The organism is Streptomyces sp. NPDC060028, assembly GCF_042736725.1.
In the GTDB taxonomy this organism is placed as follows: domain Bacteria; phylum Actinomycetota; class Actinomycetes; order Streptomycetales; family Streptomycetaceae; genus Streptomyces.
Map to the genome: position 1 here is coordinate 70,084 of NZ_JBHWVJ010000010.1, position 19,089 is coordinate 89,172.

Below are 19,089 nucleotides of genomic sequence, written 5' to 3' on the forward strand. Positions count from 1 at the left end.
CCCCAGTAAGTCCGGGTCCGCGAACTTTGGGTCGGCACTCACGAGCGAAAGGGGCTTGACCGCCCCATTGGTCTATGCCAATTTCAAGCCATCTGAGATCGAACCCCCAGAAGGTGGCCCTCGTGAAGATGCGCTTCATCGCCGTGTGCACCGCCCTCGCGGCCGCGGCCGCCCTCACCGGTTGCGGCCGGCTGGCCGGATCGGGCGGCGGACCGCAGAAGGTGACGCTCTGGCTGATGAAGGGCAGCGCGTCGCAGGACTTCATCGCCGGTTTCACCGCGTCGTTCGAGAAGGAACACCCCGGCGTCGACCTCGACGTGAAGATCCAGGAGTGGACGGGCATCGGCGACAAGGTCAACGCCGTGCTCGACGGGACGGCCAAGGAGGGCGCCGACGTCATCGAGGTCGGCAACACCCAGGTCGCCCAGTACGTCGAGACCGGCGGGCTCTCCGAGCTCACCCTGGAAGGACTGCGCAAGTGGGGCGGCAGGGACTGGCTCAAGGGCCTCGCCGACCCCGGCAGCGTCAACGGGGCCCAGTACGGCATCCCTTGGTACGCCGCCAACCGCGTGGTGATCTACAACAAGGAACTCTTCGCGAACGCGGGGATCAAGGCCACGCCCAAGAACCGCGCGGAGTGGATCCAGGCCACCCAGAAGCTCGACAAGGGCGGTCAGCAGGGCATCTACCTCGCGGGCCAGAACTGGTACGTCCTCGCCGGCTTCGTGTGGGACGAGGGCGGCGAACTGGCCGTCGAGACCGGCGGCCAGTGGGTCGGCACCCTCGACGACGAGAAGGCCCTGGCGGGCATGGAGTTCTACAAGCAGCTCCAGGCCCTCGGCGACGGCCCGACGGACGCCGACGAGGAGACGCCCCCGCAGTCCGAGGTGTTCGCGCGCGGCCGGGTCGCGCAGATCATCGCCCCGCCCGGCCAGGCCGCCGCGATCGAGGCCGCCAACCCGGAGCTCAAGGGCAAGCTCGGCTTCTTCCCGCTCCCGGGCAAGACCTCCGAGAAGGTCGGCTCCGTCTTCACCGGCGGCTCCGACCTGATCATCCCGGAGCGGACGGAGAGCCGGAAGAACGCCGTCGACCTGATCACGGCCCTGGTCAGCGAGCAGTGGCAGACCGAGCTCGCCCGCACGATGAGCTACGTACCGAACAAAACCACCCTCGCGCACGTCGTCGAGGGCAACGAGGGCGCCGCCGCCATGGCCCCCGGAGCCGCCCAGGGCCGGGCCACCCCGAAGTCCGCCCGCTGGGCCGAGGTCGAGGCCAAGAACCCGATCAAGCCGTTCATGACGGCCGTGCTCACCGGCCAGGACCCCAAGCAGGCCGCCACGGCGGCCTCGGACAGCATCAGCAAGGTCCTCAGCTCCGACCGCTGACCCGGCGCCGCCCCCGCCCTGCCGCCCCCGCCCTGCCGGCGCCGCCGATCCTCTGGTCAGGCAGGGCGTCCGCCGAGTTCAGCGTCCGCACATCCGAGGGCCGCGAAGCGGTCATGTCGAATCCAGCCAGTCACGGAAGAAGTAAAGGAGCCGGGCCGCGCACCCGCGGGCCCGGCACCCCGTGCCCGGATCAGGAGCCGTCATGACCATCGCCCCCCTGTCGCCGGCCGCAGAATCGCCCCTGCGGCCGGTTCAGGCCACCGTCACCGCCCCGGCACCCCGCTACGCCGTACGCCTCGCCCGCACCGAGGACGAGGTCCGCGCCGCCCAGCGGCTGCGCCACCAGGTCTTCGCCGGGGAACTCGGCGCCCGCCTCGACGGGCCCGAGCCCGGCCTCGACTCCGACGCCTTCGACGCCTACTGCGATCACCTCCTCGTCCTCGACGAGGAGACCGGGCAGGTCGTCGGCACCTACCGGATCCTGCCTCCCGAGCGCGCCGCCGTCGCCGGACGCCTCTACTCCGAGGGCGAGTTCGACCTCTCCGCCCTAGACCCGATCCGCTCCGACCTCGTCGAGGTCGGCCGCTCCTGCGTCCACCCCGACCACCGCAACGGCGCCGTCATCGCCCTGATCTGGGCCGGACTCGCCCGCTACATGGACCGCTCCGGCCACAACTGGCTCGCCGGCTGCTGCTCGATACCGCTCGCCGACGGCGGCGTCCTCGCAGCCGCCGCCCGCGAGAACGTCCTCACCCGCAGCCCCGCCCCCGCCGAGTACCGGGTCACCCCGCACCTGCCCTGGAACCCCGAGGGCATCGCCTTCCCCGACCGGATGGAGCTGCCCCCGCTGCTGCGCGGCTACCTGCGCCTGGGTGCCTGGGTCTGCGGCGAGCCCGCCCTCGACGCCGAGTTCGGCTGCGCCGACCTGTACGTCCTGCTCTCCCTGCGCCGCACCAACCCGCGCTACCTCAAGCACTTCCTCTCGCTCGTCCCGGGCGCATGAGCACCTGGCTGCCCACCTCACCCTGTACCCCCGGGGCCTGCGCGGGCCACGAGGGGCGCACGGCGAGCGTGCCGCGCGCGGTGCTCCGGCTCGGCGCCGCCGTCGCCCTGGTCTTGCTGGGAATCCTGGGCGCCCCGCCCGTCCGGCTGCTGCCCGAACGTCCCCGGCACGCCGTGGTGCGGGCCTGGGCCGCCGCGCTGCTGGGTGCCTTCGGGATACGGATCACCGTGCAGGGGAGTCCAGGGCCGGACGGCGCCCGCCTGATCGTCGCCAACCACATCTCCTGGCTCGACATCCCGCTCGTCGTCGCCGTGCTGCCCTGCCGGATGCTGGCCAAGAGCGACATCCGCGGCTGGCCGGTGCTCGGCCGGCTCGCCGGGCAAGCCGGGACCCTGTTCATCGAACGCGACCGGATCCGGGCCCTGCCCGCCACCGTCGAGACCGTCACCCGCGCGTTGCTGGCCGGCGACCGGATCACCGTCTACCCCGAGGGCTCCACCTGGTGCGGGCGCGCCCACGGGACCTTCCGGCGAGCCGCCTTCCAGTCCGCGCTGGACGCGCGGGTCCCCGTACAGCCCGTACGGCTCGCGTACCGCCTCTCGGACGGGAGCCCGGCCGGGGCGCCCGCCTTCGTCGGGGACGATCCGCTGACCGCCTCGCTGTGGCGGATCGCGCGGGCCCGCGGGGTGCGGGCCGAGGTCCTGCTGCTGCCGCGGATCCCGCCGGGCCGGTACGCGGACCGGCGGGACCTCGCGGCCGCCGCTCAGGCGGCCGTGTGCGGCGGGGCCGAGCGGACGCCGCCGGCCGTGCTGCCCTGCCGGCTGTCGGTGCCGACCCCGTCCGCGACCGACAGCGACAGTGCGAAGCGACCCGCCGCATCCGTCCACCAGTGGGTCAACTCAAGCCCCGCCGACGCCAGTTCCTTCCGTACGCCCGCCTGACGGAACTTTGCGGAGACCTCTGTCAAGATCTCCTCACCCGCCGCGAAGGGCACCTCCAGATCCAGCGCCCGGACCTTCACCAGCAGGTCCGACCGGGCCCGCAGCCGCATCTCGATCCACTCCTGCTCCCGATTCCACACCGCCACGTGCGCGAAGTCGGCGGTGTGGAAGTCCGCCCCCAACTCCCGGTCGATGACGCTCAGTACGTTCTTGTTGAACTCGGCCGTCACGCCCTGCGCATCGTCGTACGCCGCCACCAGCACGGCCTCGTCCTTCACCAGGTCCGTGCCCATCAGCAGTGCGTCCCCGGGCGCGAGCATCGCCCGTACGTCCGCCAGGAACACGGCACGCTCCGGCGGCAGCAGATTTCCGACCGTGCCGCCCAGGAACACCACCAGCCGCGGCCCGGGGGAGTCCGGCAGCCGCAGCGGCTTGGTGAAATCGGCCAGCAACGCGTGCACCCGCAGCCCCGGATGCGCCGCCAGCAGCGTTTGCGCCGCGCCCTTGAGCGCGCTCTCGCTCACGTCGACGGGCACGTACGTGTCCAGCGCGGGCATCGCCTCGATCAGGTGCCGGGTCTTCTCCGAGGAACCGGAGCCCAGCTCCACCAGGGTGCGGGCGCCGCTCACCGAGGCGATCTCCCGGGCCCGCTCCAGCAGGATCTCCCGCTCGGCGCGCGTCGGATAGTACTCGGGCAACCGGGTGATCTGCTCGAAGAGTTCACTGCCGCGGGTGTCGTAGAACCACTTCGGCGGCAGCACCTTGGGCGACCGGGTCAGCCCGGTCAGCACATCGTGACGCAGTGCCGTTTCCGCGGCGTGCTCGTCGAGGGTCCGGGTCATCAGGAAGTCACTCACGGGGCTTCTCCTCCTTGGGCGCGGGGCGCGGCCTCCTTGAGCGAGGTCAGTTCGACCCTCGTCCGGGTGGCGGTCAGCAGGGTCCGGTCGGGTACTTCACACCAGCGCGAGTCGTCGTCGTACGGCTCCGACGCCACCACCGTGCGCTGCCCCGGTACGTCGGCCAGGTACCAGAGCGAATCCCCCCAGGCCGTGGCGGCGATGGACGCGCCGTCGGTCAGCAGCAGATTGAGCCGCGAGCCGGGCGCCGCCCCGGCCAGCTCCCGCACGGGCCCGGCCAGCGCCGGGCCGAGATCGTCGCCGCTGCGCAGCCGGTGCAGGACCAGCGCCCATATCAGCGCCGAATCGGTACGGGCGGCCAGCGACAGCAACTCCTCGGGCGGCAGCGCCGCCGCCACCGGAGCCACCGCGTCCGGCCAGTCCCGGAGCACTCCGTTGTGGCTGAACAGCCACCGCCCGGCGGTGAACGGGGTCGCCGCGGCCTCGCCGTCCGCCCCCGCGAACGTGGCGTCCCGGATGGCCCCGAGCAGCGCACCGCTGCGCACCACCCGGGCCAGGTCGGCGAAGGTGAGGTCGCCCCACACCGGCCCGGCCCGCCGGTAGCGGGCGGGCACCGGGTCGCCCTGCGCGTACCAGCCGACGCCGAAGCCGTCGGCGTTGACGGTGCCGTGCCGCTGCCGGCGCGGCTCCCAGGACTGCCGCACCAGCGAGTGCTCGGGCTCGCTCAGCAGCCGTCCCATCGGTACCACCGGTCCCAGGTAGGCGAGGTGACGGCACATCAGACACCACCGTCCCGCGCGGTCCGGAAGCCGGAGAAGATCTGCCGGCGCACCGGCAGGTCCCAGTTGCGGAAGGTGCCCCGGCAGGCCACCGGGTCCACCGCGAAGGAGCCGCCGCGCAGCACCTTGTGCTCCGGACCGAAGAACACCTCCGAGTACTCGCGGTACGGGAACGCCCGGAACCCGGGGTAGGGAAGGAAATCGGAGGACGTCCACTCCCACACGTCGCCGATCAGCTGGCGCACCCCGAGCGGGGACGCCCCGCCCGGATAGCTGCCCGCGGGGGCCGGGCGCAGATGGCGCTGGCCCAGATTGGCGTGCGAGGGGGTCGGGTCCGCGTCGCCCCACGGGTAGCGGGTGGAGCGCCCCGTCGCCGGGTCGTGGCGGGCGGCCTTCTCCCACTCCGCCTCCGTGGGCAGCCGGCGCCCCGCCCAGCGGGCGTAGGCGTCGGCCTCGTACCAGCTGACGTGCAGCACGGGCTCGTCGGCGGGCACCGGCTCGATCACCCCGAAGCGGCGGCGCAGCCACTCGTCCGCCTCGCGGTGCCAGAACAGCGGGGCCTCGATCCCGTTGCCGCGGATCTGCCGCCAGCCGTCCGCGGCCCACCAGCGCTCCTCGCGGTATCCGCCGTCCGCGATGAAGACCTGGTACTGGGCATTGGTCACCGGAGTCGTGTCGATCCAGAACGGCCCGATGTCCCGGGTGTGCGCCGGGCGTTCGTTGTCCAGCGACCACGGCTCGGTGGAGGTGCCCATCGTGAACGGGCCTCCCGGCACCAGGACTTCACGCGCCTGCGGCGCGGGTCCTTGCGGGGGTCCGGGATCCGGGGCGGCCAGGACCGCCGCGCCCTGTCGAAGCTGATGGGTGATCAGCATGGTTTCGTCGTGCTGCTGTTCGTGCTGGGCGATCATCCCGAAGACATAGCCGTCGGCCAGCAGGGCCGTGCCCTCCAGCGGGGTGTGCTCCAGCAGGTCGAAGACCCGTCCGCGCACCTCGGCCGCGTACCGGCGGGCCTCCTCGGGCCCCAGCAGCGGCAGCTTCGGGCGCTCGGCGCGGGGATGCTCGAAGGCGTCGTACAGCGGGTCGATCTCGGGGTGCATCGACTCGCGCCCCGCCACCTCGCGCAGCAGCCACAGCTCCTCCATGTTCCCGATGTGCGCCAGGTCCCAGACCAGCGGCGACATGAGGGGGGAGTGCTGGGCGGTCAGGTCCTGGTCGGACACGGCGTCGGTGAGCCCGGCGGTGCGTGCGCGGGCCTCGGTCAGGGCGCGGACGGCGCGCTCGCGCAGCAGTTCCGGTTCGGTGGTCATGCGAGCGCCTCCCTGCCGGTCGGGCGGTACGGGGGCGGGTCGTCGGCCGGACAGCGGCCGCGCCGTACGTAGCGGTCGGTGAACTCCCCGACGGCGTCCCGCACATGGGCGCTCGCGCCGAGCCGGGGCAGCGCCCCGGCCGCGGCCCGGAAACAGGCCTTGGCGGCCGCGCGCAGCTCCGGGTCGGCCAGGCCGTGGCGGGCGGCCGAGTGCCACAGCGGATTGCGGGGCGCGGGCTGCGGTCCGTGGGTGTCGGCCAGTGCCTTCGCCACCCGGTACGCGGTGTCGGCGGCCTCCGGGTCGTCGAACAGCGCGTGGACGACGGCGACCGGGACCAGCCAGCCGTCGTCACCGGGCTGCGCGTCGATCATCCGCAGTTCGAGGTGGCCGCGGGGGCGTACGGGAGGGAACAGCGTGGTCAGGTGGTAGTGCAGGTCCTCGACGGTGGCCGGGCGCGGGCCGCCCGTCCGGAGCCAGTCGCGGAAGGTCAGCCCCCGGGGCGCGGTCCAGGCCCCGTCGCCCTCGGACCGTAGGCACATCACCTCGGTGTCCAGCACCTGCCGGGTCCACGCCGCCCGCGGCTCCGCGTCCAGCGGCGGGGCGAGGGTGCGCCGGGTGTCGAGGTCGCTCCAGATCCCCTGGCGGGAACAGCGCCAGCCGGCGTACGGGCCCACGCCTCCGGGCGAGTTGGCGAAGGCGGCGACCAGCACCGCGCCGACGAGGTGCGCGAGCCGCCAGCGCCGGCCGTGGCCGAGCGGGCCCGGCTCCTCCTGGCCGGCGTCCACGCAGACCTGCACGGAAGCGGTGGCGCACATCATGGCCCGGCCGGCCGGGCCGGTGCGGTCGAAGTAGGCCTCCATCGCCGCGTAGCGCGGGCTGCTCGTCAGCATCCGGCGGTACGGGCGGCGCGGGTCCTGACCGAGGCCGAGCAGGACCAGACCCTGGGCGCGCAGGGTGCCCCGTACGGCGGCCAGGTCGGCCTGGAGGCCGTCGACGCACTCCGTGAGGGAGGCGGCGGGGGCCGAGCTGAGCTCCAGCTGTCCGCCGGGCTCGACGGTGACCTGGGAGCGCAGCGGCAGGGCGCGGGCCGCGTCGTGCGCGGCGGCGAGCCGCTCGTGGGGCAGGGGCTGCCCGGGGTGCTCGGCGTCGAGCACCAGCCATTCGAGCTCGGCACCGAGAAGACGGGGCGGGCCCGTCTTGAAACAGATGCCGTGGATCAGCTCCTCGGCGGCGGCTTCGGTCAGCCGCGCGTCGCGGGTCCGGTCGGCGCGGGGCGGCGCGGGGGGTGGCGCGTCGGGCAGAGCGGAGGGCGGTGGCGGTGCATGGGGCGGCGCGGAGGGCGGTGCGCGGTGCGGCGCGTGGGGCGCGGGCGAGTCTTGGGACATGACCGGGTCCTCGTCTCCTGTCGTCGGCCGTGACATCACCCGTGCCTACCCGTCCCTTCGGGCACAAATCCCGTTGCCCCGCATGCCGGTGGTGCGGAAAATCACGGCATGAGCAGCAGATTGCGCGAGATCGCGCGGGAGAACGCGGAGATCGTGGCGGCCGGGTGTTACCGGACGCGGTCGGGACGGCAGCTGTCGCTCGCCGCCGCCGTGGCGGAAGCCAAGGCAGGAACCAGGATATATGGACCAAACCAGGTCATTCCAGATGAAAACCTTCCTTCCCGAGCCGGGAGGACGGCCGTGGAGGTCACCGGCGAGAGCAGCACGGTCGCAGCCCGCAGGCTCGCGTCCGACTGGCCCGAGGCCTCCCCGCTCGCGGTGCTGAACTTCGCTTCGGCCCGCAATCCCGGGGGTGGATACGTCCGCGGGGCCAAGGCCCAGGAGGAGGCGCTGTGCCGCGCCTCGGCCCTCTACGAGACCCTGCTGGAGGCGCCGGAGTACTACGAGATCCACCGCGCCGAACGCAGCACCTTCTACACCGACCGGGTGATTCACTCGCCCGGGGTGCCCGTCTTCCGCGACGACCGGGGCGAACTGCTGGAGACCCCGTTCCGGGCGGGCTTCCTCACCTCCCCGGCCCCGAACGCGGGCACGATCCGGCGCCAGGAACCAGAGCGGGTGGCCGAGATCCCGGCGGCGCTGGCCCGCCGCGCGGAACTCGTCCTCGAGGTGGCGGCGCTGCACGGCTACCGGCGGCTCGTGCTGGGCGCCTGGGGGTGCGGGGTCTTCCAGAACGACCCGGCCGAGGTGGCGGAGGCCTTCCGGGCGCTCCTGGCCGGCCGCTTCGCGGGGGTGTTCGAACGGGTGGTGTTCGGCGTGCTCGACCGCAAGCCCGAGCCGCGGGAGGCCTTCGAGCGTGCGTTCGGGGGATGGGCGGCCTGACCCACGGGCCGGGCCGGGCCGCCCTCCCGCCCCGCTACCGCCAGCCGTAGCGCTCGCGCAGCCGGTCCACGACCAGCTGGAACCGGCCGCGGTCCAGGGCGCACGCCTCGCGCCGCATGCCCGCCTCGTGCACCCTCAGCACCCGGTCCACGTCCACCCAGGACTCCCGGCCGGCGCCGTCCCACGGCCCGGTCCCGATGGGGACCCACTCCCGGTCGTGGTCGTGCCGCTTGCTGGAGAGCTGCACCGCGAGCAGAGTCCCGCCCGCCTCCCGCGCCACGACCAGGACGGGCCGGTCCTTGCCCCGCCCGTCGTTCTCCTCGAAGGGGACCCAGGTCCAGACGATCTCGCCGGGATCGGGGTCCCCGTCACGGTCGGGGGCGTACGAGGTCTGCACGGGCCCGATGGCGTGCGGATCCGCCTCGGTGGTGGCGGTCCCGCCGTCGCGGCCGGGCTGCTCGACGTGGCCGGAGCCGTGGTGTGAAAGTGCCGTCATCCGGGTGAGGTTACTGGGTCGCAGGCGGAGGTCGCGGGACCGGCTCTCGCGGGTCGGCTCTCGCGGGTCGTGGGAGGTCACCCCACCCCCGGCCACCTCGCAGCCCAGCCCTCCGCCGCCTCCAACTCCGCCGCCAGGCTCAGCAGGCGGGGCTCCGAGCCGTAGCCGCCCAGGAGTTGGGCTCCGAGGGGCAGGCCGTCTGTGGTGAAGCCCGCCGGGACGTTGACTCCCGGCCAGCCCAGGACGTTCCAGGTCCAGGCGTACGGGGCCGCGGCGATCATCGCCCGGTCCGTGGCCATGGCGCCCAGCCCGGCCAGGGCCCCGATCCGCAGGGGTGGCGTGGCCGTCGTCGGGGTCAGCACCACGTCGAACCGCCCGAAGATCCGGCCCACCCGCTTGCGCAGGCCCTCCTCCGCCCGGCGGGACACCCGTAGCGGCAGCCCGCCCAGCAGCCGGCCCGTGCGCGCCGACTCCCGGGTGCGCGGATCCAGCAGCGCCGGGTCCGGGACCCGGGAGGCCCACTCCCGTACGCCCCCGGTGCCGCGGGGCACGAAGCTCAGGCCGATCAGGCCGTAGCGGGGGTCCTCGGGGACGACCTCGTGGCCCAGCGACTCCAGCCGCCCGGCCAGCCGCTCGACCGCCGAACGGACCTCTGGGTCAAGGGACTTGGGCGTGGCCGTGAACGGCATCCCGAACGACAGCGCGATCCGCATCCGGCGCGGGGCGCGCCTGACCGCCTCCACCGCCGAGATCCGCGGCGGGCAGTGCAGGTCGCCCGGGTTCGGGCCGCTCGCGGCGTCCAGCAGGAGCGCCGCGTCGGCGACGGTGCGGGCCAGCACGCCGTTGACCGTGAGCCCGTGGAAGGCCTCGGGCTCCGGCCAGGTGGAAATGCGTCCGCGCTGCGGCTTCACCCCGATCAGGTGGGTCCAGGCCGCGGGGATGCGGATCGACCCCGCCCCGTCGGAGCCCAGTGCCGCCGGCACCAGCCCGGCGGCGACGGCCGCCGCCGAGCCGCCCGAGGAGCCGCCGGGCGTGTAGCCGGGGTTCCAGGGGTTGCGGGTCTCCCCGAAGGCCCGGCTCTCGGTGACGGGCCACTGGCCGAGCTCCGGGGTCTGGGTCTTGCCGACGATGACCGCGCCGGCCGCGCGCAGCCTTCGTACCGCCTCACTGTCCGCGGCCTTCGGCGGGAACTCCCCGGCGCAGCCGAACGCGGTCGGCTCCCCGGCCACGTCCATGTCGTCCTTGACGGCGATCGGCACCCCCAGCAGCGGCAGTCGCTCCCCGGCCGCCAGCCGCCGGTCCGCCGCGTCGGCCTCCGCGAGGGCCGCCTCGGCGCGGACGATCCGGAAGGCGTTGAGCTCCGGCTGCGCGGCGGCGATGCGGCGCAGCGTCCGCTCCGTCAACTGCCGTGCGGAAACGCTGCCTTCGGCGAGTGCGGCCGCCATTTCCGCCAGGCCCGAAGGCAGGGCGGAGGGCATGGCGCAATGCACCGCGGAATGCACCGCGGAAGTGGACCTCGGGATGAATGGACTCGAAGGCGCCAAGCCCGTTGAGCCCACGGAAACACTGGAAATAGAAGTAACCGACACCGGACCTCCCCATTACCGATCGGTAGATATAGACGGTAAAGGGGACCGGTCGAGAGCTGCTGGACCCGTCCCTCCAAGGACGCCACGGAGTCGCTGAAGTCCCCCACGCGGGCTCATCGCACGGATCGGCCGTCTCGGAGCGCACTTGAACCGAGCCGGCGCCTCAGGCGGATCGCCGAGTGGAGAGGGGGGAGGGGATCGCAGGACAACTGCCGGGGATCTGCCGGAGGATCGCTCGATACGCGCCACAGGCCGGGTTTGCGCGCCTGGTCCGGCAGACCCGGGCCCGACTGCGCCGGATCCCCGGGGAGGTCACGGCCCTGGCGAACGCTTCGGATCGGCTTCACCGCCAGCGCCCCCGCCGCCGCGAGGAAGGCCGCCACGACGAACATCGCGGTGTAGCCGCCGCTGAGGGACACGATCGCCGAGGCGGTGAACGGGGCGACGATCTGCGGCCCGGCGTTGGCGTCGTCGAGCCCGCCCATGTCCCGCGCCGCGTCCTCGGCCCTGGGCGGCGCCACCGTCACGAGGGCGGTGTCCACGGCCATGTGGCAGCCGAAGGCGAGCCCGTTGACGACGGCGAAGGCCGGCATGGCCGTCCAACTGGTCGACACGGCCGGAATCACCAGCGCGACGGCCGACAGCAGCGCGGAGGCGCCGACGAAGAGCGTGCGGCGCTCGAACCGGTCGGTGAGGTACCCGCCGGCCACGGCGGAGACGACCGTCGACACGCTGGTCAGCGGCATCAGCAGGGCCACCGCCTCCTCCGGCTTCATGCCGTCGGGCAGCACGGTGTGGTCCTGGAGGATGTACAGCTGGTAGCCGCCCACCGAGAAGTACCCGAGGACGAGCAGGGCCCGCCCGATGAACGCCCACCGCAAGCCGTGGTCCTTGAGGGCGCCGGTGAAGGCGGCGAGCTGCGCCCTGGCCGGCTTCCGGGCGCGCGCCGGGAGCCGCTTCGCGCGCGTGCGCGAGGTGAAGAGCACCGCCGCGCCCGCGACGAGCACGCCGAAGACGAGGTAGCCGGTGCGGTGGTCCTCGCAGAAGGCGGCGCCGAGCAGGGCGCCGAGGGCGGAGCCGAAGGGCAGGCCGAGGCCGACGGCCGCCGAGGCCTTGCCGCGGACGCTCCAGGGGACCCGGTCGCGGACCACGGAGGTGACGGTGGCCCGGTAGATGTTCATGAGGGCCCGGCCGAGGCACCAGGCGATGGCGGTCAGGAGGATCGTGTGCGCGGTGCCGAGCAGGAACATCGCCGGTATCGCGGCGAGGCCGCCGCCCAGGATCCACGGGTTGCGCCGTCCGGTGCGGTCGGACAGGGCTCCGGCGACCGGATTGAAGATCGTCGCGAAGAGCGCCGAGACCCCTGCGATCAGGCCGAAGTCGGAGACCTTGTGCGCCGGGTCGACGTGTTCCACCTGGAGCGCCAGCAGGGCGCCCGCGACGCCGACGTACAGCGCGTACGTGGCGCTGTTGCCGACGAGCAGCGGGGGGAGCAGGCCCCGTCCGGGGGTGGGCGCCGCGGATGCGCCGGTGGTGGTGGCGGGGGAGGGAACGGCCACGACGCCCTCCTGGGCAGCCTCGCGCGGACAGGGCGGATCGCGGATCCGATCACATGCTTACACGTGTCAATGAATCGTGTAACCCCGGTGTGTCATTCGATTCCGGCCATCCGTCGGCCCCCTGGCAGAACCGGTCTGGAAAGATGCCACGGCAATGTCTCAGTCACCGAACACCCCGCCCCCCGTGCCGACCAGCGCCGACGTGGCCCGACGCGCCGGCGTGTCGCGCGCGACGGTCTCGTACGTGCTGAACAACGCGGAGGCCGTACGCATCAGCGAGCCGACCCGCCGCAAGGTGCGCGAGGCCGCGGAGGAGCTCGGGTACGTCCCGCACGCCGCCGCCCGCACCCTGCGCGCCGGGCATACGCGGATCGTGCTGCTGCCCGCCTCGCACGTGCCCATCGGGCCGCTGTACAGCACCTTCCTCAACGAGCTCCAGTGGGCCCTGCGCCGCCTCGACTACACGGTGGTCCAGTACGGCAGCCTCGGCCTCGGCGGCGACGAGGCCGCGCGCGCCTGGGCCGAGCTGCGGCCGGTCGCGGTGATCTCCCTCGGCGAGATCACCCTCTCCGCGCACAACGTCGCCACGCTCAAGCGGGCCGGGGCCCGGGCGGTGATAACGATGGGTCCGGTGAGCGTTCCCGGAGCGCACGCGCTGGTCATGGACCAGTCGGAGGTCGGCGCCCGGGCCGCCGCGCACCTGGTGGAGCGGGGCCGGCGCCGGATCGGCGTGGTGGTGCCCGAGGAGGAGGGCCTGGAGCTGTTCTCCGCGCCGCGGCTGGCGGGCGCCCGCTCCGTCGAGGACGCCGAGGTCCGGGCGCTCCCGATGGCGTACTCGGAGGAGTCGGCGGGAGCGCTCGCGGCCCGGTGGGGCTCGCTCGGCCTGGACGCGGTGTTCGCGTACAACGACGAGTACGCGATGCTGCTGATGCGGGCGTTCCTCGACGCGGGACTGCGCATCCCCGAGGACGTCGCCGTCATCGGCGCCGACGACCTGCTCATCGGCCGGCTGCTGCGGCCGCGGCTGAGCACGGTGCAGATCGAGCTGCCGACCGGCGACCATCTGGCGGCCCTCGTGGACCAGGCGGTCCGGGAGCCCGCCGAGGTCACCGAACGCCACGACCTGATGGCGGCGGTCGCCCTCCACCGCGAGTCCACCTGACGCTGGCCCTGGCCTTGGCCCTGGCCCTGGCCCTGACCCGCTGCCGCCGCCCGGAGCCCGTTGACAGGGGGTGACGGGCGGACGGAGACTGCGGGCGCGCCCCACCGGGCGTGCCCGGGGGCGTTTCGGGGTGCCGACACCGGTACCGAGGCGCCGCCGCTCGTACGGATCCGCCCAGGAGAGCCCCCATGAGCATCCGCACCGTCCGCGACGTGTACGTGGTCGACGCCGTCCGCACGCCGATCGGGAAGTTCGGCGGCGCCTTCGCCGGGGTCCGGCCCGACGACCTGGCCGCCCATGTGGTGCGCGCCCTCGTGGACCGTACGCCCGCACTGGACCCGGCCCGCATCGACGACGTGGTCTTCGGCGACGCCAACGGCGCGGGCGAGGACAACCGGGACGTGGCCCGGATGGCGGTGCTGCTGGCCGGGCTGCCGGCGACCGTGCCCGGCGTCACCGTCAACCGGCTCTGCGGGTCCGGTCTGGAGGCCGTGATCCAGGCCGCCCGGGCCATCGCGCTCGGGGACGCCTCCGTCGCCATCGCGGGCGGCGTCGAGTCGATGACCCGCGCGCCCTGGGTGGTCCAGAAGCCCGAGCGGGCCTTCCCGGCCGGTCACCAGCAGATGTGGTCCACCACCCTCGGCTGGCGGATGACCAACCCGCGCATGCCCGCGGAGTGGACCGGTTCCCTCGGCGAGGGCGCCGAACTCATCGCCGAGAAGCACGGCATCACCCGTGAGGCGCAGGACGCCTTCGCCCTGGAGAGCCACCGCAATGCCGCGGCCGCCTGGGCCGCCGGGCTCTATGAGGACGAGGTCGTTGCGTACCCCGGTGTGGACCTCGTACGGGACGAGTCCATCCGGGAGGGGTCCACTCCCGAGGCGCTGGCCCGCCTCAAGCCCGCCTTCCGGTCGGACGGCACCGGTACGGTCACGGCCGCCAACGCCTCCCCGCTCAACGACGGCGCCGCGGCCCTGCTGTTGACCGACGAGGCGGGGCTGGCGGCCACCGGCCGGGAGCCGTTGGCCCGGATCAGCGCGTCGGCCGTCACCGGGATCGAGCCGCAGCTCTTCGGGCTGGGCCCGGTGGAGGCCGTCCGGCGGGCGCTCGAGAAGTCCGGCCGCGGTTTCGCCGATCTGACGGCCTTCGAGCTCAACGAGGCTTTCGCGGCCCAGGCGTTGGGCTGCCTGGCGGCGTGGCCGGAGCTGGACCCGAAGGTGGTCAACCCGCGCGGCGGGGCCATCGCCATCGGCCACCCGCTCGGCGCCTCGGGTGCCCGGCTGGCCGGATCGGTGGCGCACCAACTGGCGGCGGCGGGCTCCGGCACGGGCGTGGCGGCGCTGTGCATCGGCGTGGGTCAGGGCATCGCGCTCGTGCTCGAACGCTGAGCACGTGCGGACGGTCGATCATTTCCAGTCATGACGAATCGTCAACTGCCCAATAACTGAACAGAAGTGGCGCCTCCGGTCTGGCACGATGGCGCGTGCCGCCCCCGCCCCATGCCCGCCATCCCCACCCGGAGGCCTCGCGCCATGCCGCTCCTCGATCCGCTCCTCGATCCGACGCTCTGGCAGGACGGACCCACCCTCACCGGAGGCGCCGCCCCGGTACTCGAACCCGCCACCGGCCGAACCCTGGCCACCCTGGACCTGGCCGCCCCCGCCGACGTCGCCCAGGCGGCCGTACGGGCCGGGGCCGCGCAGCGGGAGTGGGCCCGGGCCACCCACCTGGAGCGGGCCGCGGTGCTGCGCCGCGCCGGGGACCTGTTCTCCGTACACGCCGACGAGCTGCGGGAGTGGCTGGTGCGGGAGTCCGGCTCGGTACCCGGCAAGGCCGACTTCGAGCTCCACGTGGCCGCGCAGGAGTGCTACGAGGCCGCCGCGCTGGCCTCGCGCCCGACCGGGCAGGTGCTGCCGAGCGAGGAGCCCCGGCTCTCCTTCACCCGGCGGGTGCCCGCCGGGGTGGTCGGGGTGGTGGCCCCGTTCAACGTCCCGCTGGTCCTCGCGGTCCGTTCGGTCGCGCCGGCGCTGGCGCTCGGCAACGCGGTGCTGCTCAAGCCGGACCGGCGTACCGCCGTGTGCGGAGGCCTCGCGCTCGGAGCCGTCCTCGCCGCGGCCGGCCTGCCGCGCGACCTGCTCCAGGTGCTGCCCGGCGGGGCCGGGACGGGGGCCGCGATCGTCGCCGACCCCCTGGTCCGGGTGGTCTCGTTCACCGGATCCACCGCGAGCGGCCGCTCCGTGGCGGAACTGGCGGGTCGTCACCTCACCCGCGCGCACCTGGAGTTGGGCGGCAACTCCGCGCTCGTCGTGCTCCGGGACGCCGATGTCGAGGCCGCCGTCGCCCAGGCCTCCTGGGGCTCCTTCTTCCACCAGGGCCAGGTGTGCATGACGGCCGGGCGGCACCTCGTACACGCTTCGCTGTACGACGAGTACGTGGAGCGGCTCGCCGCGCGGGCCGAGGCCCTCGCCGTCGGGGACCCGTACCGCGAGCAGGTGCACCTGGGCCCGCTGATCGACCGCGGCCAGCTGGAGCGGGTCCACGCCCTGGTGGAGGCCAGCACCTCGCAGGGCGCCAAGCTCGTCGCGGGCGGCACGCACCGAGAGCTGTTCTACCGGCCGACGGTGCTGGCGGGCGTCGGGGACGACACCCCCGCCTACACCGAGGAGGTCTTCGGCCCGGTGGCGCCCGTACGGTCCTTCGCGACGGAGGAGGAGGCGGTGGCGCTGGCCGCGGCCGGTCCGTACGGCCTCGCGCTCGGGATCGTGACCCGGGACGCTGCGCGCGGCCTGGACCTGGCGGGACGGATCCCGACGGGGACGGTCCACATCAACGACCAGACGGTCAACGACGAGGCGGTGGCCCCCTTCGGCGGGGTCGGCGACTCGGGCACCGGCGCCCGCTTCGGCGGCGAGGCGAACCTCGACGCCTTCACGGAGCTGCGCTGGACGACGGTGCGCGCCACGCCGGGCGGCCACCCGTTCTGACCTGCCAGGAATGCTGCGGGCAGGTCGTTCGTTCAAGGAGCACGAGCAGCATTTCAGGAGGTTTGGATACCGTGGCTACTGTCGAACTCACCAAGGAGAACTTCGACCGGACGGTGAGCGAAAACCCGTTCGTTCTGATCGACTTCTGGGCGGGCTGGTGCCGTCCCTGCCTGCAGTTCGCCCCGGTCTACGAGAAGGCCGCGGAGGCCAATCCCGACCTGGTCTTCGCCAAGGTGGACACCGAGGCCCAGCAGGAGCTGGCCGGTGCCTTCCAGATCAGCTCGATCCCGACGCTGATGATCGTCCGCGATCAGGTGGCCATCTTCTCCCAGCCCGGCGCGCTGCCCGAGGCGGCGCTCACGGACCTGATCGAGCAGGCCCGCGCCCTGGACATGGACGAGGTGCGCGCGAAGATCGCCGCGGACCGCGAGCGCCCCGAGGAGCCCGGCACGCCGGACGCCTGAGTGCGTGACGGGCCCCGCACCGCCGGTGACACTGGCCCGCCTCACACCGGGGGTCGGAGGCGTCGCTTCCGACCCCCGGCAGTGCGTTCAGGTGGATCCGGCACCCCGCACCTCGACTCCTACACCGGATTTGCACGGGTCAGGTCCCGTGCTCGGTGTGGCAGCGACGGCGCCGAGGGGTGCCTACCGGAGCGCGGCAACGGCATCCATGACCAGCGCACGGGCATCTGCCCCATAGACCGCCATCTGCTGGAGCGATGCGAATGCCTTCTCGTAGAGGGCGATCTCACTCGGCTGCGTGACCGTCACGCGGGCTGAGAGCAGCTCCACCGACACAAGGGTGTCGTCGTACATGTGGAAGGTCTCCAGGGGCCACTGCGCGCGCTTGCGGGACGCCATGGGGATGATGCCGAGGCTGACGGCCGGCATCGCGCCCACCGTCATCAGGTAGCCCAGCTGCGCGGCCATGGCCTCGGTGTCCGCCAACTGGTGCCGGAGTGCGGCCTCCTCGACGAGCAGAACGTAACGGCGGCCGGGCTCACGCAGGATCTGGTTCCGCTCCATCCTGGCCGCGACCGCCTCGGCAACGTCGTTGGGGATCTCCCGGAACTCGCTGATCGCAGTGAGCAGGCCAGCGGCGTAGCCCTCCGCCTGGACAAAGTGAGGCAGGAGCGTGGCCGAGTAGACGCGGAACAGGCGCGTCGACCGGAACAGGGGCACGTAACTGTGCTGCAACTGCTTGAGGCCGCTGCGGGAGCGTCGCCGCCACTCCGTATAGAACGACTCGGCGTTCTGCGACTGGGCGATGATGTCCCGCGCCTGGCCGGCCGCGCCGCAGGCCTCGCACCAACGACGGATGTCGTCCGGCGTCGGTGGCGTCCGGGCGTTCTCGATGCGGGAGGACTTGGAGTGCGTCCAGCCGCAGCGGTTGCCCAGCTCGCTGCCGCTGATGCCCGCCTCCGCGCGTAGCTCACGCAGGCGGTGAGCCACGCTGCGGCGGGCGGCCTGAGCCGCGGATGACGGGGATACGGGCATGCGCCGGGCTCCGCCTACCTGATCTCGTAGCGGCCGTGAGGAATCGCCCGGGCACAGACTGCCTCGAAGGCGTCCGCGCACAGCTTCGCCGTGGCGGGATCCTCGCTCATCTCGCCGCCTGCGGAAACTCCCTCACCCGAGAAGTGGTTCCAGCGGATGAGGCGGCCGTCGACGAGCCAGAAGTCGTTGCCGGGCAACGGGATGTCATTGGCCCGCCGCCGGGGTAGCCAGCGCACAGCTTCGCCCGCGGCGACGTTCGTGAACGTCCCGTCGTACAGGAACCGGGTGTACTCGCTGACCGGTTCCGAGACGACGCGAGCCCGGCGTACGGTGACGCGCCTGGCGACGGTGGCGGCGATGAGGTCGAGCCAGGGCCGCCACCACGACGCCCGGTCGGCGGGGTCGTGGCGGTGGCCGGCACGCCAGTCCGCGAATGGGCCGGTCTCGTAGTCGACCGCGTACGCGTCGCGGGTCTCCAGGTGGACGACCGTGTGCTCGGCGGAGCTGAGGAGTTCGGGCCAGCTAGGGACGTTCAAGGGCATCACAGGCCTCCCTGATCATGTGCGCATGCGCGCGGGGATCCGCACCCCGGCTTCCCCGTCGGGGATGCCGACCCCGTGGCCTGGCAGCTCCAGAGCCGCGCATTCGGCCTCCAGCTCCGGGCTGGGCTTCCAGCCCTGGAATACGAGCTCCTGGTTCTCGCTGTCGACCCATACGGTCGGGCTCTCGCCGTCGCTGCTGCTCGGGTCGATACCCACGAAACGTAGCGTCATGGTGTCCTCCGTCGCTCGGGTTGTGCACGGGTGAACACGACATTCGTGGAGCCTGGTTGAGCGGTCAAGGGGGCGTCGCCACGCCGTCCGAGTCGGACCTTGTCGTGAACATCGGTGCACATTCGTGGCGATCGCGGGTGCCTCGTCGTCACGCTCTGAGCACCACCCCCTGACGACGGTAGGGAGCCAGGCTGATGGCCGAGGTGTACGAGTACGTCCGGCACGCGCTTCTGCGCGAGCGTGTCCGCGACATCGCGTCCGGGGCTGAGGGCGAGTTGATGGCCGTCATCCACGAGAACGTCTCGGGCAGCGTCGCCTACGAGCGGTGGGTGGACCTCGCCTACATCCGGATCCCGTCCGGTCGCGAGATCGCGGTCCTCGCCGACAACGTCGAGGCGGCGTTCTGATGCACATCTGTTGTCGCT

The 19,089-nt window shown here is 73.2% G+C and carries 17 protein-coding genes and 2 pseudogenes; 9 read left to right on the forward strand and 10 right to left on the reverse strand.

Annotated features, from left to right (window positions below; genetic code table 11):
- The first annotated feature begins 122 nt into the window (after positions 1 to 122).
- The 3 genes and pseudogenes from ACFWBF_RS08075 to ACFWBF_RS08085 form a co-directional block, all read left to right on the forward strand.
- Positions 123 to 1,385 carry an extracellular solute-binding protein gene (locus ACFWBF_RS08075; protein WP_385596961.1) on the forward strand — a complete coding sequence of 421 codons (1,263 nt, stop codon included), beginning with the start codon at positions 123 to 125 and terminating at the stop codon, positions 1,383 to 1,385.
- Between the two features lie 202 nt (positions 1,386 to 1,587).
- Positions 1,588 to 2,388, forward strand: a complete 801-nt coding sequence (locus ACFWBF_RS08080; RefSeq protein WP_385596964.1) for a GNAT family N-acetyltransferase — start codon at positions 1,588 to 1,590, stop codon at positions 2,386 to 2,388.
- Positions 2,385 to 2,912 (forward strand): annotated as a pseudogene (locus ACFWBF_RS08085) (lysophospholipid acyltransferase family protein); the annotation flags it as partial. The gene ACFWBF_RS08080 and the pseudogene ACFWBF_RS08085, both read left to right, overlap by 4 nt.
- Before the next feature lie 239 nt (positions 2,913 to 3,151).
- Here ACFWBF_RS08085 and egtD read toward each other — a convergent pair.
- From egtD to egtA, 4 genes are read right to left on the reverse strand one after another with little or no spacing between them, the layout of a single operon-like run.
- Positions 3,152 to 4,186: an L-histidine N(alpha)-methyltransferase gene (gene egtD, locus ACFWBF_RS08090; RefSeq protein WP_385596967.1), complete on the reverse strand. Its 1,035-nt coding sequence runs from the start codon at positions 4,184 to 4,186 to the stop codon at positions 3,152 to 3,154.
- Positions 4,183 to 4,965, reverse strand: coding sequence for an ergothioneine biosynthesis protein EgtC (gene egtC / locus ACFWBF_RS08095; protein WP_385596970.1), 783 nt, complete (start codon positions 4,963 to 4,965; stop codon positions 4,183 to 4,185). The genes egtD and egtC overlap by 4 nt, the downstream gene beginning before the upstream one ends.
- Positions 4,965 to 6,275 carry an ergothioneine biosynthesis protein EgtB gene (gene egtB / locus ACFWBF_RS08100; RefSeq protein WP_385596973.1) on the reverse strand — a complete coding sequence of 437 codons (1,311 nt, stop codon included), beginning with the start codon at positions 6,273 to 6,275 and terminating at the stop codon, positions 4,965 to 4,967. The genes egtC and egtB overlap by 1 nt, the downstream gene beginning before the upstream one ends.
- A complete protein-coding gene (gene egtA, locus ACFWBF_RS08105) occupies positions 6,272 to 7,660 on the reverse strand; it encodes an ergothioneine biosynthesis glutamate--cysteine ligase EgtA (RefSeq protein WP_385596976.1) in 1,389 nt (462 codons plus the stop codon). The genes egtB and egtA overlap by 4 nt, the downstream gene beginning before the upstream one ends.
- 108 nt (positions 7,661 to 7,768) lie before the next feature.
- Here egtA and ACFWBF_RS08110 point away from each other — a divergent pair, with 108 nt between their 5' ends.
- A complete protein-coding gene (locus ACFWBF_RS08110; RefSeq protein ID WP_385596979.1) occupies positions 7,769 to 8,602 on the forward strand; it encodes a TIGR02452 family protein in 834 nt (277 codons plus the stop codon).
- A 34-nt stretch (positions 8,603 to 8,636) separates the two neighbouring features.
- On the opposite strand, the gene ACFWBF_RS08115 is transcribed toward ACFWBF_RS08110, so the two are convergent.
- The 3 genes from ACFWBF_RS08115 to ACFWBF_RS08125 form a co-directional block, all read right to left on the reverse strand.
- Positions 8,637 to 9,098 (reverse strand): type II toxin-antitoxin system PemK/MazF family toxin, encoded by a 462-nt coding sequence (locus tag ACFWBF_RS08115; RefSeq protein WP_385230764.1) that lies wholly within the window; start codon positions 9,096 to 9,098, stop codon positions 8,637 to 8,639.
- Positions 9,099 to 9,175: 77 nt separating this feature from the next.
- Entirely contained in the window at positions 9,176 to 10,576 is a 1,401-nt protein-coding gene (locus ACFWBF_RS08120; protein WP_385596982.1) for an amidase, read from the reverse strand.
- A gap of 224 nt (positions 10,577 to 10,800) precedes the next feature.
- On the reverse strand, positions 10,801 to 12,246 hold the full coding sequence (locus ACFWBF_RS08125; protein WP_385596985.1) for an MFS transporter: 1,446 nt from the start codon (positions 12,244 to 12,246) through the stop codon (positions 10,801 to 10,803).
- Between the two features lie 154 nt (positions 12,247 to 12,400).
- Between ACFWBF_RS08125 and ACFWBF_RS08130 the strand changes: the two genes are divergently transcribed.
- The 4 genes from ACFWBF_RS08130 (at position 12,401) to ACFWBF_RS08145 (ending at position 16,856) form a co-directional block, all read left to right on the forward strand.
- On the forward strand, positions 12,401 to 13,408 hold the full coding sequence (locus ACFWBF_RS08130; protein ID WP_385596988.1) for a LacI family DNA-binding transcriptional regulator: 1,008 nt from the start codon (positions 12,401 to 12,403) through the stop codon (positions 13,406 to 13,408).
- A gap of 188 nt (positions 13,409 to 13,596) precedes the next feature.
- Positions 13,597 to 14,796, forward strand: coding sequence for a thiolase family protein (locus tag ACFWBF_RS08135; RefSeq protein WP_385596991.1), 1,200 nt, complete (start codon positions 13,597 to 13,599; stop codon positions 14,794 to 14,796).
- A 144-nt stretch (positions 14,797 to 14,940) separates the two neighbouring features.
- The gene (locus tag ACFWBF_RS08140; RefSeq protein WP_385596994.1) at positions 14,941 to 16,392 is read left to right on the forward strand and encodes an aldehyde dehydrogenase family protein; all 1,452 of its coding nucleotides are present in this window, start codon (positions 14,941 to 14,943) and stop codon (positions 16,390 to 16,392) included.
- Positions 16,393 to 16,463: 71 nt separating this feature from the next.
- The gene (locus tag ACFWBF_RS08145) at positions 16,464 to 16,856 is read left to right on the forward strand and encodes a thioredoxin family protein (protein ID WP_385596997.1); all 393 of its coding nucleotides are present in this window, start codon (positions 16,464 to 16,466) and stop codon (positions 16,854 to 16,856) included.
- A gap of 183 nt (positions 16,857 to 17,039) precedes the next feature.
- On the opposite strand, the gene ACFWBF_RS08150 is transcribed toward ACFWBF_RS08145, so the two are convergent.
- The 3 genes and pseudogenes from ACFWBF_RS08150 to ACFWBF_RS08160 form a co-directional block, all read right to left on the reverse strand.
- Positions 17,040 to 17,891: a helix-turn-helix domain-containing protein gene (locus tag ACFWBF_RS08150; RefSeq protein ID WP_385597000.1), complete on the reverse strand. Its 852-nt coding sequence runs from the start codon at positions 17,889 to 17,891 to the stop codon at positions 17,040 to 17,042.
- Positions 17,892 to 17,905: 14 nt separating this feature from the next.
- A complete protein-coding gene (locus ACFWBF_RS08155) occupies positions 17,906 to 18,433 on the reverse strand; it encodes a DUF6879 family protein (protein ID WP_385597001.1) in 528 nt (175 codons plus the stop codon).
- Positions 18,414 to 18,664, reverse strand: a pseudogene (locus tag ACFWBF_RS08160) (hypothetical protein). Before ACFWBF_RS08160 ends, ACFWBF_RS08155 begins: the two are co-directional and overlap by 20 nt.
- Before the next feature lie 194 nt (positions 18,665 to 18,858).
- On the opposite strand from ACFWBF_RS08160, the gene ACFWBF_RS08165 reads away from it, so the two are divergent.
- Positions 18,859 to 19,071 carry a hypothetical protein gene (locus tag ACFWBF_RS08165; protein WP_385597004.1) on the forward strand — a complete coding sequence of 71 codons (213 nt, stop codon included), beginning with the start codon at positions 18,859 to 18,861 and terminating at the stop codon, positions 19,069 to 19,071.
- Positions 19,072 to 19,089: the final 18 nt, after the last annotated feature.